The sequence below is a fragment of the Pseudomonas sp. MAFF 730105 genome (genome assembly GCF_055380705.1).
The window spans coordinates 2,576,456-2,588,713 of sequence record NZ_AP018438.1 but is presented as its reverse complement, the minus strand read 5'-3'; the positions used below and the strand labels follow the sequence as shown (position 1 = coordinate 2,588,713).

General features: G+C 55.7%; 14 protein-coding genes. 9 read left to right on the top strand and 5 right to left on the bottom strand.

Translation table 11 applies throughout. The annotated features are described in order from the left end of the window. Positions 1-10: 10 nt before the first annotated feature. The 5 genes from PCOSP_RS11670 to PCOSP_RS11650 form a co-directional block, all read right to left on the bottom strand. The gene (locus PCOSP_RS11670; protein ID WP_464711302.1) at positions 11-1,177 is read right to left on the bottom strand and encodes a serine hydrolase domain-containing protein; all 1,167 of its coding nucleotides are present in this window, start codon (positions 1,175-1,177) and stop codon (positions 11-13) included. A gap of 28 nt (positions 1,178-1,205) precedes the next feature. Beyond that, entirely contained in the window at positions 1,206-1,961 is a 756-nt protein-coding gene (locus PCOSP_RS11665; RefSeq protein WP_464711300.1) for an SDR family NAD(P)-dependent oxidoreductase, read from the bottom strand. Continuing rightward, positions 1,958-3,292: an MBL fold metallo-hydrolase gene (locus PCOSP_RS11660; RefSeq protein WP_464711298.1), complete on the bottom strand. Its 1,335-nt coding sequence runs from the start codon at positions 3,290-3,292 to the stop codon at positions 1,958-1,960. The genes PCOSP_RS11665 and PCOSP_RS11660 overlap by 4 nt, the downstream gene beginning before the upstream one ends. 10 nt (positions 3,293-3,302) lie before the next feature. Further along, positions 3,303-3,755, bottom strand: a complete 453-nt coding sequence (locus tag PCOSP_RS11655) for a nuclear transport factor 2 family protein (RefSeq protein WP_464711296.1) — start codon at positions 3,753-3,755, stop codon at positions 3,303-3,305. Positions 3,756-3,962: 207 nt separating this feature from the next. Next, positions 3,963-4,274, bottom strand: a complete 312-nt coding sequence (locus PCOSP_RS11650) for a Dabb family protein (protein WP_464711294.1) — start codon at positions 4,272-4,274, stop codon at positions 3,963-3,965. Positions 4,275-4,760: 486 nt separating this feature from the next. Here PCOSP_RS11650 and PCOSP_RS11645 point away from each other — a divergent pair, with 486 nt between their 5' ends. From PCOSP_RS11645 to PCOSP_RS11605, 9 genes are all read left to right on the top strand, one after another. Further along, entirely contained in the window at positions 4,761-5,513 is a 753-nt protein-coding gene (locus tag PCOSP_RS11645; RefSeq protein WP_464711293.1) for a hypothetical protein, read from the top strand. 108 nt (positions 5,514-5,621) lie between these two features. Beyond that, a complete protein-coding gene (locus PCOSP_RS11640) occupies positions 5,622-5,852 on the top strand; it encodes an AlpA family phage regulatory protein (protein WP_464711291.1) in 231 nt (76 codons plus the stop codon). Positions 5,853-5,856: 4 nt separating this feature from the next. Then, positions 5,857-6,699 carry a ParA family protein gene (locus tag PCOSP_RS11635; protein ID WP_464711290.1) on the top strand — a complete coding sequence of 281 codons (843 nt, stop codon included), beginning with the start codon at positions 5,857-5,859 and terminating at the stop codon, positions 6,697-6,699. Between the two features lie 304 nt (positions 6,700-7,003). Next, positions 7,004-8,587 (top strand): ParB family protein, encoded by a 1,584-nt coding sequence (locus PCOSP_RS11630; RefSeq protein ID WP_464711289.1) that lies wholly within the window; start codon positions 7,004-7,006, stop codon positions 8,585-8,587. Then, on the top strand, positions 8,584-9,132 hold the full coding sequence (locus tag PCOSP_RS11625) for a DUF2857 domain-containing protein (protein WP_464711287.1): 549 nt from the start codon (positions 8,584-8,586) through the stop codon (positions 9,130-9,132). The genes PCOSP_RS11630 and PCOSP_RS11625 overlap by 4 nt, the downstream gene beginning before the upstream one ends. Beyond that, positions 9,129-10,316, top strand: coding sequence for an STY4528 family pathogenicity island replication protein (locus PCOSP_RS11620; RefSeq protein ID WP_464711285.1), 1,188 nt, complete (start codon positions 9,129-9,131; stop codon positions 10,314-10,316). Before PCOSP_RS11625 ends, PCOSP_RS11620 begins: the two co-directional genes overlap by 4 nt. 144 nt (positions 10,317-10,460) lie before the next feature. Beyond that, positions 10,461-11,216 carry a PFL_4669 family integrating conjugative element protein gene (locus tag PCOSP_RS11615; RefSeq protein ID WP_464711284.1) on the top strand — a complete coding sequence of 252 codons (756 nt, stop codon included), beginning with the start codon at positions 10,461-10,463 and terminating at the stop codon, positions 11,214-11,216. Further along, on the top strand, positions 11,213-11,731 hold the full coding sequence (locus tag PCOSP_RS11610; RefSeq protein ID WP_464711283.1) for a DUF3158 family protein: 519 nt from the start codon (positions 11,213-11,215) through the stop codon (positions 11,729-11,731). Before PCOSP_RS11615 ends, PCOSP_RS11610 begins: the two co-directional genes overlap by 4 nt. After that, positions 11,728-12,198: a single-stranded DNA-binding protein gene (locus tag PCOSP_RS11605; protein ID WP_025214465.1), complete on the top strand. Its 471-nt coding sequence runs from the start codon at positions 11,728-11,730 to the stop codon at positions 12,196-12,198. Before PCOSP_RS11610 ends, PCOSP_RS11605 begins: the two co-directional genes overlap by 4 nt. Positions 12,199-12,258: the final 60 nt, after the last annotated feature.

The following is a 12,258-nucleotide window of genomic DNA, read 5'->3' as shown; positions in this document are numbered from 1 at the left end:
GGCAAAAGGCTCACACTACGGCCGATACGGCGAGATCAGATAGACGCTGGAAGCGCTCAATGTTGGCGGCCTGCGTCATCACCCCGGCGGTCAGGCAGGTGAATACCAGATCCAGGCTGGGGTCGATCCAGAACATCGTGGTGCCAGCACCGTAATTACCAAAGGTTTCGGTGGAAGTCAGCGTGCCAAACTGGTGGTGAACGATGCGCTCGCCCCGTACGCTGAAACCCAGGCCGATATAGGCCGGGGGCGGATCGATCCAGCCCGCACGCAGGGCTACGCCTCGATACAGTTCGTTATAAAGTTCGCCTGTCTGGTTGCGCCGAGCGACTTCGATCATACGTGGCGAGAGAATTCGCACGTCATCGAGCTCACCACCACGGCGTAGCATTTCGGCAAAGCGCCACATGTCTCCAGCAGTTGATACAGCGCCTACGTGAGGGGCCTCGCACAATTCCTCCTCAAACAGGCTGAATGGGCCCGGTTGGGTCCGGCCCAGACACTTGATCGGGATTACCCCGCGCATGTCAGGCACCACCTTGCGCGAGCGAAGATCGGATCGAACCCCCATGCTGGTATCGCGCATCCCCAGTGGCTCAAACAGGTCTTCGCGCATCATCTCACTGAAAGACCGGCCTTTGGGGTCGGTACGGCGCAACATCTCGCCAACCAATACCTGGTTGGCGACGGGCGAATAATCGCAGCGTTTGCCCGGTTCCACACTGGCGTGAACATTTTCACAGACCGCCTGAACCAGTTCATCAAGGCGGTCCTGGAACATGTCTGGTTTTGGGATCCATACGCCCGGCATGCCTGTGGTGTGCGTCAGAAGGTGATACAGAGTCACGTGCTCACGTGGCAAGCCTTTGAATTCTGGAATCACATCCACTACCCGGGTGGTCAAGGCGAAACGGCCGAGCTCAACGGAGCGGAGCGCGAGCACGTTGGTCAGCGCTTTGGTCAGCGAAAAAATGCTGAACACAGAGTCTCGCGAAAGTGGACGAGTTTGCTCGGCATCGGCACAGCCAATAGCAGCATCCAGGCCGATTTCATCGCCCAACGACACTCGAATTACCGCGCCGTGATAGTCGCCACGGGAAATGTCACGCTCTATAACCGCACGTAGTTCTTCCAGACGCTTCGCTGAAAAGCGACGCTCTGCATTCATAGTACCCATGTAAACCTCGTGAAATTCAGGGGGCTGTTCAACCGGCAGCGACAATTCCGCCGTCTACGTTGAGAACGGTGCCGTGCACGAAACTGGCATCGGAGCTGAGCAGAAAGGCGATAGCGCGAGCGTTATCCTCATCTTCACCGAGCCGGCGAAGTGGAATATTGGCTGCACGCTTGGCATATTCTTCGCGGGATACGTAGGCGACAGCTCCCGGCGTCGGCACCGAACCTGGCGCGATGGCATTTACCCGCACACTACGGGGTCCCAGCTCCGCTGCCATGGCACGCGTTACTGCCAAGACGGCGCCTTTAACAGCGGTATAAACTGACGCATTGGGATAGCCGTGGTATGACACGGGCGAGGCATAGTTAATAATCGAGCCACCGCGCTTAGGGTCCATATTGGCGAGCAAGGCCTGGGCCCCCCAAAATACGGTTTTAAGCCCACCACCGAGCATCAGGTCCATCGTCGTTTCGGAGATTGACTCGATAGGTTCGTAGCGCAGCACAGATGCATTATTCAAAACCGCATCGAGGGGCCCGACCTCTGCGGCAAACAATTTCGCAACCTCGAGAAAAGCATCGCGAGAAGAGAGGTCAGCCACGTAGCCATGGGCGACGCCGCCTGCCTGGCGAATGGACCTGACCGTATCCGCGCACCCTTCTGAATCTACATCGCTAACACCGACGTTGGCTCCGAGTGCCGCAAGGTGCTCAGCCGTGGAGCGCCCAAGCCCTCTCCCAGCCCCGGAAATCAGTACGTTGAACCCCTTGAAGTCGAAACTCATGGCTGCGTCCCCATGAGGTTCACCATCACGTAATGGCTGTCCATGTACTCACGGATGGTTTTGATCCGACCTTCTTTAATGATAAAGGCCCACGCATACAAATTGTTATAGGTGCGACCGTTGCGTAGCGTGCCGATCCCACGGGTTTCGCACATAACCTTGTCGCCAGCGGAAACCATGCTGTCGACGTGAACCTTGGGGTCACCATCAACGAACAACCCACGAACAGGTGCCAGAAACTCCTCACAGATAGCCGCTCCTGTGTGGGTGCCGGCGCCGGGTACATTTTCCAACATTGGAGTCCAGGTAGTGTCCGGATCGATAAAGGCACTGAGCTCTTCCAGGTTCCCGCTGCTCAGCGTGGTGAAAAAATCCAGAACCAGTTGCTCATTTGCACTAGCGGCACTTGTCATATCGCTTGTTCCTATTGTTGTTTTTTTCGGCTCTGAGAGCAGGCCTTCAAAGCTCCACGCCTGTTCATGGCTATGAACGCGCCCTGCGGTAGGCTCAGGAAAATGGCTACCAATAACCAAGGCATCACTGTCTTGATAGCGCGTAAGGAAGGCGCGGCGGGTGCAACAGGCCTGCGGCTGATCGTGATCGAAGGCGCAAGGCTTATCGGGGATCGCCATTTGTAATGGGTGATGCATGATGTCGCCGGTAATAACGGCGACCTGACCCTGCGATTCGATATGTACGCTGACATGTCCTGGCGTATGGCCAGGTGTTGGAAGTAATTGAATTTCCTTGCAGACAGGAAATTCTGTGTCGATCAGTTCGGCCAACCCGGCATCCATAATTGGCTGCAAGGAGTCAGGAACGTGGCCTGCGTGCTGCCAATCTCCTGATTCGGCCAGGCCGATCATGTAATCCCATTCAACCCGACCAAACAGATAACGCGCATTCGGAAACGTCGGTACCCACCGGCCATCGACCAGATGGGTGTTCCAGCCCACATGGTCATAATGCAGGTGTGTACACAGCACCGTATCGATACTCTCAGCCGGATACCCAGCGCGCTGAAGGTCCTCTAGAAACGGGTTATGCATGTTGTTGAAGATGTCAAAGTAACGGTTCCGATCATTGCCAATGCAGGTATCGACGATGATTCGGCGCTCAGGCGTTTCGATGACAAAGCATTGCCAAGCCACCAACATCTCGCCTTCAGGCGAGAGAAAATGAGGTTTGAGCCATTCGTGGTGCGGTGTTATCAGTGAGTTATCGTCATCGGGAAACATCAACGTCACGGGTGCACTGACCGGCGCGGTTTCTATGATGCGAGTGATGAGTACCTCGCCTACTTGCCAGCGGCGAAAGTCTGGAGCTGTCATGGCAAAGTCCTCAGCCTTTAAGAGCTATGCAACCGCGTCGGGAGGAGAAGCGCCAGCCGTCGGCGGTGAGGACAAACTCGTCATCAAACTGGCCGTACATAGGCGTACCTTCGACGGGCGCTGGCTGGGGCGCCGCCACATTGCCGTTGGACACGTAGGTAAGATAGCTTCGCCCTTTCGCGGTCGTGGACGAAGTTTGCTGGATCAAAATGGTGGTCATAATGTGGCGCGCGAGACGCTGGGGACGCTCACGAAACATGGCTCGAATGGCTTCTCGGCCTTGGACATAATCGTCAGGCGCAAGCGGGCGAGAGAAACGCGCATCTTCCACAAACAGCTCGGCGATACCATCGTGGTCCCGGTCGTCGTTTAGCTGGGCAAAGACCTTTACCAATCGTTCGCATGCCCACTCAGTGGCGATGCGTTGATCAAGGCTGACTACATGGACGGGAGGGGTCGACATGGGGCTCTCCTTTTATTATCAAGGCCCCAATTTCCTGCCATTTCGGCTGCTGAATCGCCTGTCCAAAGATAGGAGGGTCGACCTTCGCTTCTGGACGACATCACTCGTTATTCAGAGCCCCAACGTTGCGTACTGGGACATAACGAAAACGCCTTTTTCCGATTTTTAGTCAGAAAACGGCGCTCAGCATTTGGCCACATTAGGTTGCTATTGCTCAGTCTCGACCTCGTAGTCGACCTGATAACGCGATAGCCGAAGCCCAACGAGTTCGTCACGGACCCGTAAATGTTCAGGGTGCGTCGAATAGGCCTCCAAGGCTTCTGCTGACCCGAACTCTGAATAGAGTACCGCTTCGCAGGAATGGTCGAGGTGCATATAGTCAATGCCAATCTCGATATGCGACATGCCCGGTATAAGGCCACGCAAGCCCTCGAAAGCTTCTTTTATTTTAATAGCTGCAGCGGTGCGCTCTGGCTCGGTGGAGCCCGCGAGCTTCCACATAACGATGTGTTTGATCATCAATTCGCCTCTATCATCAAGCAGGTAACGTTATAAAAGCAGAAGAGTTTGACGCACCTTTTCAATGAAAAAACCTATCGTTAGATAGTTCATCTTTTCGGAGCCATGTGCGACGTGCGCAGCGGCCACGCGGTAAAGAAGACGAAGGATCCGATCTCAACCTAATTTTTCCAAATGCGATTGACAACCGATGACCGATTTGTAATATCGTCACGACTCTCCCAAGCGCTGCTGCGCACCATGGGAGGAGATTTAGCAATATCGCTCTGAATTTATGGCACTAAATACGAATTTTTACTTATGGCACATTTTTTCAGAGGTTTGAATAATGAATTACAGGCTCCCCTCTAATTCGCTACTTTATCAACAAGCACGGAATAAATTTCGAGAACCGGAAATAAGGACAGCAACCGCACGGAAGCCTAAGGAGTAATATGTTATCTTAGACAGTACCTAGCGGGTCTGCCCTTTGAAAGGAAGCCCTCTATGCACGGACCTAACAACTTCAACGAGTTTGAAAAATTATTCTACAGGCCCATCGAAGCAGCCATTCGTTGGTGCGGCTTGATGGAATACGAAGCGAAAATTCTTGCAGCTGCCTGGGATAGCCCCGAAAAATTTAACACAGCGTTTCAACAATGGCCGTTCCTTTATAGTCATCTTGAAAAAATTCTGGATGCCATACGAAATCAAGAACTGCGCTATGGTGCTTTAGGCCACACCGTCGCGCCAGGTACGCCTGTCGATCTCAAGTTGTTAACCGTTCGGCATTCGGATTTAAAGTCGTGGATATCTCATTACTACCCAGATCAGCGACCTTCCTTTCTTTTTCATCCAACCGCTACTGACGAAGCTGTCCGCTATGACACCTACCTTATTCTGCAGGCAGATAGGGAAGCCCTTCAGGTACAGTTAAAAGTAACTGAAGCGAGACTTCAGGAGGTGTTGGACGAACTGACGGCCGCTGGATTGGAGCGCGAAAGTCTTCGCTCTTTAGCTGAGAACAAAAAAGACGTGAGCGAACATAGCAAAACCAGCTTCCTCAACATCATTGGAGCGCTAGTCGAAACCATGCTCGGCTCCTCCGAAGCCGGAAGACGTCATTCGATATTCAACAGCCAAACCTCAATCGTCGATTCAATAACCGCACACTACGGCGAGGTTCCTGGGTTAGGTAAGCGTTCACTAGATGAAAAATTTGCTGCTGCTCGACGTAGCCTGGCCCAAGCCAGGCGGTAATGATTGCATTGCAATATCGTCAATTGCTTTGCAATGACTAATCTCATTTTCTGATATTGAATTCAGGTCACTTCCCAGATGCGCCAACCGACGCCAGGAGCGACCAGCATGTCAAGCCAGTACTCACCCACCACTAAAGAACCTCAACCACAGGTGGAGCGTCACATCATGCGGCGTGACGAGGTGGAACGGAAAACCGGCTTCAAACGTGCGCATATTTATAGCCTGATGAAGGAAGGCAAATTCCCTCAAGCCAAGCGCATAGGATTGCGTGCTGTGGGCTGGGACTCGCTAGAGATCGAACGGTGGGTTACCGAGCGTTTGGCGCAGCGGGGCTGATGCTATGCGCGTAGTATCGGTGGTTTCCACTAAAGGTGGAGTAGGCAAAACCACAGTAGCCGCCAACCTCGGCGGTCTGCTGGCGGACGCTGGCCTGCGTGTTCTGCTACTAGATCTGGATAGCCAACCCACCCTCTCCAACTATTACGCCTTGAGCCAGAAAGCTGTCGCTGGCGCGTATGAGCTCATTGCATTCAACTTAACAACGCCTGCACAGATTGTTTCCAGGACCGTGATTGCAGGGCTCGACCTGATCGTCTCCAACGACGCTCAGGGCCAGTTGAATACATTACTACTGCACGCCCCTGACGGGCGATTACGGCTGCGCAATTTGCTCGATGATTTCCGCCCCCGTTACGACCTGCTTTTGATCGACACTCAAGGCGCGCGTAGCGTGCTGCTGGAGATGGCCATCCTCGCCTGCGATATCGCCCTCTCCCCCATCACACCGGAAATGCTAGCCGCCCGCGAACTACGCCGCGGCACTTTGAGTTTACTCAACGAACTCGAACCGTTCCGCCACCTGGGCCTTCCACCGCCACCCTTGCGATTGCTACTGAACCAGGTGAACGCCATTCGAATGGACGCCCGGATGATCATCAGCGGTCTGCGGGAGACTTTCGCTGGGGCTACCAACATCTTGGTTCTAGATACCGTAATTCCAGACCGAGTGGCGTATCTCAATGCCGCCTCCCTTGGCCTACCGGTCCATCGAATCGAGACACGCCGGTCATATAAGCAACGTTCGCCATCGGCGCTGGAGATCATGCAAGCACTGGCCATCGAGTTGTTTCCGGAATGGCGCGAAGCGATGTCTAGGGTGAGCAGATACGCAGAGCTTCGATAAGACGAAGGACGGTATTTGTCGCCAAATCATCTTTGTTTGTTCAACCTTGAGGCCAACAGTGTTTGGCGAGGAGTCTTTTGATGTTGGATCAGCTTCCCATCATCGTTCAGCCATCCATTCGACAAGATCATCCACCTAGCGAGGAATACTGCACCGTGGTCGTTCGCCTGCAGCGTGGGCGCTCGGCCATGGGTCGGTTTCTCGCGGAACTGTCTCGGTATTTCGAAAGTTCGGGAACAGCCGAGATCGTTAAGTTCGAGGTCGGTGACCATTTGCATAACCGGCGTTAACTGAGGCTGTTCAAATGAAGAAGCTCAGTCAGGAGGAGATTACCGAAAAACTACACCAGGACCATTTTCCTCGGGGTCCAGAACTGGAGCGGCTATCCGATCCAATCATTGATACCCCCATGCTGGTCACGCTGGAGCAGTTGCGGCCCTACGAGCACAACCCACGCTTCATCCGCAATCCACTTTATGACGATATAAAAGCATCGATCCGTGAACGCGGGCTGGATCAACCACCGCCGATTACCCGCCGTCCGGGTGAAACCTATTTCATAATCCGCAACGGCGGCAATACGCGATTGGCAATTCTCGGCGAGCTATGGCAGGAAACCCGCGAAGAGCGCTTCTTTCGCATTCATTGTCTGTTTCGTCCTTGGGGCAATGAAGTCACCACCCTACTCGGCCATCTGGCCGAAAGCGATCTGCACGGCCAGCTCACCTTTATCGAACGTGCTCTGGCGGTAGCCAAACTCAAGACAATGCTCGAATCAGATGGAGCAACACTCTCACAACGTGAGCTGGCGCGACGCCTAGCTGGTGGGGGCTATCCCATTTCACAGTCGCACATCAGCCGGATGCTGGACACCCTTGAACATTTATTGCCCGCCATTCCACAAACCCTGTATGCCGGGTTGGGGAAACCAAAAATTGAACGCCTAATTGGTCTGCGTAGCCAAGCTGAAAGAACCTGGAATCGTTATCCAACCGAAGCCATCGCTTTTCCCGAGTTTTGGCTCGACACCTTAGGACAATTTGATGCCGACCCAGAGTCCTTCGACATTGAGCAAATACAGGATGAGTTGCTCGAACGCATGAGTCGCTTACTCGGACAGTCCTACCGTATGTTGGCCCTGGAGCTGGGCGATACCCAACGGGTTATCGGGACGCCCGGCGTTGCCGTCACACCACCGGAGAACACCCTTCTGCCAAGCGTCGGTGAGCCCGCAGCCGAGCCTCCCCCCTCCAAGCCGCGTTCCAAATCAGCTGAAACCAGAACGATGACCGAAACAGAGCGAGAGGAGCAGCTCACGCTGCCCGAACCGGGTGTGGTATCAGCCGTTAGCCCTCCGTCACGTGTCCAGCAGATCCGCGAACATATTGATCGCGCTACTGCCTCCGAACCAGCACAGACCGTCGCAACCTGTCCGATCGAAGACATCTGGATTATCGCACCAACACTTGATACCCCCGAACAACTGCGTTTAGCCATTGCCGGCCTGACTAGGGAAATGGCGGCCTATGCCGGACATCCAGACAGCATCATCGACCAAAAGCACGGCCTGGGTTTCACCCTCAGCATCGAGCAGCTTGATCTTGCAGCGCCTCGTGCGGCCGGCGTCCACCTGTTGCTCTTAGCCCTGCTGCGTGCCCAAGACGAAGTGAACTGGGCGGATCGCAAGCAATTGCCCTCAGCCCTGTTCGGGCAACTGCTATTGGGGGTTTATCAACTCCCGCTGGCAGATCGTCCAGCCGTGGACGTCGGGCTGGAGCGACTGCCCGACTATCTGTTAATCAAACTGTATCGCCTCATTCGCTTAGCCCGGCGCCTGATCGACTTAACGCTTACCGATGAAGACGATTCACCAGGGGAGCTGCCATGAACCCGTCCTTCAATGTGCTCAACCAGGCCATGCTGACCCAGGTCCTTCACGAGTTGCGCCTGGGTAATCTGCAACGCTGCAAAGCACTCGGACTGGATGAAGAGGATATCTACCTGTTGCAATCATTACCGCCGACCACACTGTCACGGCTGGCCCATGCCACCGTTCCCTGGGTTGAGGTCAAGATTGATTCGCCGGTATTACATCGGTTGATCGACCAGGCCGAACGTGACGAACAGAACGAACGCCTGATCAACCGAGCGCTCAAGCTCGGTGCCAGCAGTACCATCATGTATCAGTACTTCGGTTTGGCGCATTCGGAAACGGCCCTGCGCCGACGTCTGCTCAAGATAGAAACCCGTAAGGGCCGCCCCCAGAACTTGAGCGAAGCGCAGGAACATGCGCTCTGGCAGCGTTGGTGCCAACTACGCGCTGAGGACGGTGCTGAGGATCAGCTCGACGCCATGATGATGTTGGCAGAAGAGCAACAGATCAGCTTGACCATCGTTTGGCAGCAGATCGACCATTACAGCAACGGAACATGAACACTACCCCTTCCAGTCGCTGGCAACGTGTTCTGCAGCAATGCACCCAACAACTAAGTGAACGTTGGCCCGCACGCCCCACCACTGAACATCCTTCCAACCAGGCCCTGCAGGCGGGCTTTTTGTTCAGTGGCCAATCTCACGAAGTCGTGCCGCGTCGGCTGCTGCTGGATAGTCGGCTAACGCCATTGGAACGGAATGCCTGGCAAGTATTTCGACTCATGCTGCAAGGCCAGAGCATGATCACTCCGCGCTATGAAGATCTGCAGCCTTACTTGTCGAGCGTGCCCTACGGGGCGTCAGCCTCCCGTGAAACCATCGCTCGCGTCTTGACGATGCTCAGGCTGACTCGCTGGCTCAGTTTGGTGAGTCGTGGCCGCGATCAGCTCAGCGGGCGCCTACAAGGTTCTCTGTACGTCCTGCACGATGAACCGTTAACGCCCGCCGAAGCCATGGAGCTGGATCAGGCTTATCTGGAGCTGGTCGGCCATGCCCTCTCTCACGCGACCAAGGCTGTGCGAATTGTCGCTCAGCATGTTTTGGAAGAAATTCGTCAGGACACGAATATCGATCTAGGTCGACTCCCCTCCCGGCTCGACAGTTGGAGCGACCATTGGACAAAACAAGGATTGGATAAGGCGCCCAATGAAGCGTTACACGATTCCGAATTGGGTGGCGACCACCTCGTTCGGAATCGTGTGGAACCTCGTTCGGATTCCGAACCGGGTCTGAACGCCAAGGTTTACGGCAGCGTTCGGAATCCGAATGCCGCCTGTACTGTATTAAAAGAAAGTATTTTTACGGTACCGCGCGCGACCCCAGCGGTGGATAACCTGCACTGGCCTGATCCGCTGCACCTGAGTCCGAGCGAGCGGCAGGCCGTCACCGTGACGCTGAACAAGCTGAAATCAGCGGATCGGCAGGCGGTGCTCAACGAAGCGGCCGCGCGGTGTGCGGCAGGTAGCGTCCGCAAACCGGCGGCGTATCTGATGGGCCTGATCCAGCGGGCGCTGAAAGGCGATTTCCGCCCTTGGGCAGGTCAGGCTGAATCGTTACCCGTTGCAGAACCGCCACCCGCTTCCCCGCGCCAGCTTAGGAAAAAGGGCGAACCTGCCTCTGCCCTCGCCCAAGCGTGCCTGGATGAACTGCGCCAGCTGCGCAGCAAACGCTCTGGACGTCAGTAGATTTGATGCCACTGGCATCATTGTCGAGCGCGTCGGAAATTAACCGTCTCGAACCAAATCGAACACACCGCATTCAGCTTTTCGGCTGTCCTTGACCCTCATCTGTCGCAACGTTTCCGTCCAAGCCTATGCGAGGACAACATCGTGGCCGATCACTATCAGCTCAACCTGGGTTCATTGCGCAGCAGCATCACCCTGACCCTGCACACCCACCACGCCGCCCGAATCTGGCTGGGCCGAACCGCACGCGAAGGCGTCCACTCGATCATGGGTATGGCGGGCTACATCAGCGTCACCAACCTGATCAAACAAGCCGCAGCGCAGGACGATCCTTATGCCGACTGGGCGATCGTGCAGCTCGAAGGAAAATTGATGCAGGCCAAGGATGGGATGCTGGAACTGACCCAGCAGTTGGACCGGATCAGACAAGAGCTGCCGACGCAGATCGACATGGGCGACAACCTCAACATCCATCCCGTCACCTTGCCGTTGTACATCGGCAGCCAACTGGGCTTCCTCGCCGTTTACCTGCTGACCGACTACGACACCTTGGTGCGACATACCCTGTTGGCCCATCACACCGCCTTGATCGGTCGCCGAGACATGGAAGCCTGGATCGACGACGGCGCCCATCTGCTGCGCAGCCTGTTCGGTCAGGCCCAGCGCTATCGGCATGCTGGCGTCACCCGTGATGACATGGCGGCGAACAACGCTCGTGCTCTGGCGGCAATAGAGAGAATGGGTTTGCCCCCTACGGACATCCTTGAGGGGCATCGCCGCTCCCAGTTCGCGCCACCCATCGTTCGTCGTGGTGCTGTGGCAGTGGATGGCGCTGGCGCGTTGGCAGAGGAAGCGGTCGTGCCATCTGCGACAGTCGATGAGCCGGAGGACGAAGTATGAGGCCCCTGATCCCGACTCAACCAATGTCCCTCGAAACACTCACACCGGATGCCTATCGACAGCTTGAACACGCTGCCTCCCTAAAAGGCCTTTTAAAACCTTTTAAGGGTAAGGGGGAGCTGGACTACCTGGCGCAGATGGCGAGGGAAATCGAGGCGCAATTATGTCACCTGATGGAGGCTGTGGCGCAGCAGGCCGGACAACCGCCTTACTCGCTGCTGGATATTCGATTGGTGCTGCAAAACACCAGTGCGGGCAGCACCTTTTTGCGATGGCGCACCCGTGACTTCGCCCGTATGGGCGTTGCGGTCTGGGAACGCCAGGCCTCCAACAAGGCCTTGCCGCAAGCCGTACGCGACGGAATGCACCGTTTCGAATGCGAGCGCATTGCACTGAACTTGCAGATGAGCGTGGTGCATTCGCTCTACCGTCAGGCTTCAACCTGCGCAATCAAAATGGCCAGCGCCGAACGGCTGCTGCGCCAGTTCACACCAGCAGCGGAGATATCACGATGAGTACTTTTTTCGTCGGCGAAGGCAACATCGGTAGTGCGCCAGAGTTTCAGGAGTTCCCGTCAGGCAATGACGAGCCACGGCGTTTGCTGCGCCTGAATGTATACTTCGACAACCCCGTGCCACGCGATGGCAGCTATGAGGATCGAGGCGGCTATTGGGCGCCGGTTGAGCTTTGGCACCGCGAGGCTGAACACTGGAGCACGCTGTACCAGAAAGGCATGCGCGTGTTGGTCGAAGGCCGCACCGTGCGCGATGAGTGGGAGGACAGTGAAGACAATGCGCGGGTCACCTTCAAGATCGAGGCGCGTCGTGTCGGCATCCTGCCTCATCGCGTGCAGAACGTGGCAATGCGGGAGCGCTCTAATGATCCAGCCCAATCTGCGGCTCACGTCGGGCAGGCTACAGACCAGACCAGCTCGCCTGCGTCGAAGTCCAAAAAGCGCAGAGGGCAGCCACCATCGGCATGACGGACTTGAGGCATAAAAATTGCGCCTTTGCGTGAAGTCCCCCCGGTCTGTCATTACTCG

What these genes read in the sequence shown, in the direction of transcription:
- PCOSP_RS11660 (WP_464711298.1), bottom strand. Translation starts at nt 3,292, where the DNA reads ATGACAGCTCCAGACTTTCGCCGCTGGCAAGTAGGCGAGGTACTCATC.
- PCOSP_RS11655 (WP_464711296.1), bottom strand. Translation starts at nt 3,755, where the DNA reads ATGTCGACCCCTCCCGTCCATGTAGTCAGCCTTGATCAACGCATCGCC.
- PCOSP_RS11620 (WP_464711285.1), top strand. Translation starts at nt 9,129, where the DNA reads ATGAACACTACCCCTTCCAGTCGCTGGCAACGTGTTCTGCAGCAATGC.
- PCOSP_RS11650 (WP_464711294.1), bottom strand. Translation starts at nt 4,274, where the DNA reads ATGATCAAACACATCGTTATGTGGAAGCTCGCGGGCTCCACCGAGCCA.
- PCOSP_RS11625 (WP_464711287.1), top strand. Translation starts at nt 8,584, where the DNA reads ATGAACCCGTCCTTCAATGTGCTCAACCAGGCCATGCTGACCCAGGTC.
- PCOSP_RS11605 (WP_025214465.1), top strand. Translation starts at nt 11,728, where the DNA reads ATGAGTACTTTTTTCGTCGGCGAAGGCAACATCGGTAGTGCGCCAGAG.
- PCOSP_RS11645 (WP_464711293.1), top strand. Translation starts at nt 4,761, where the DNA reads ATGCACGGACCTAACAACTTCAACGAGTTTGAAAAATTATTCTACAGG.
- PCOSP_RS11630 (WP_464711289.1), top strand. Translation starts at nt 7,004, where the DNA reads ATGAAGAAGCTCAGTCAGGAGGAGATTACCGAAAAACTACACCAGGAC.
- PCOSP_RS11610 (WP_464711283.1), top strand. Translation starts at nt 11,213, where the DNA reads ATGAGGCCCCTGATCCCGACTCAACCAATGTCCCTCGAAACACTCACA.
- PCOSP_RS11670 (WP_464711302.1), bottom strand. Translation starts at nt 1,177, where the DNA reads ATGGGTACTATGAATGCAGAGCGTCGCTTTTCAGCGAAGCGTCTGGAA.
- PCOSP_RS11640 (WP_464711291.1), top strand. Translation starts at nt 5,622, where the DNA reads ATGTCAAGCCAGTACTCACCCACCACTAAAGAACCTCAACCACAGGTG.
- PCOSP_RS11635 (WP_464711290.1), top strand. Translation starts at nt 5,857, where the DNA reads ATGCGCGTAGTATCGGTGGTTTCCACTAAAGGTGGAGTAGGCAAAACC.
- PCOSP_RS11665 (WP_464711300.1), bottom strand. Translation starts at nt 1,961, where the DNA reads ATGAGTTTCGACTTCAAGGGGTTCAACGTACTGATTTCCGGGGCTGGG.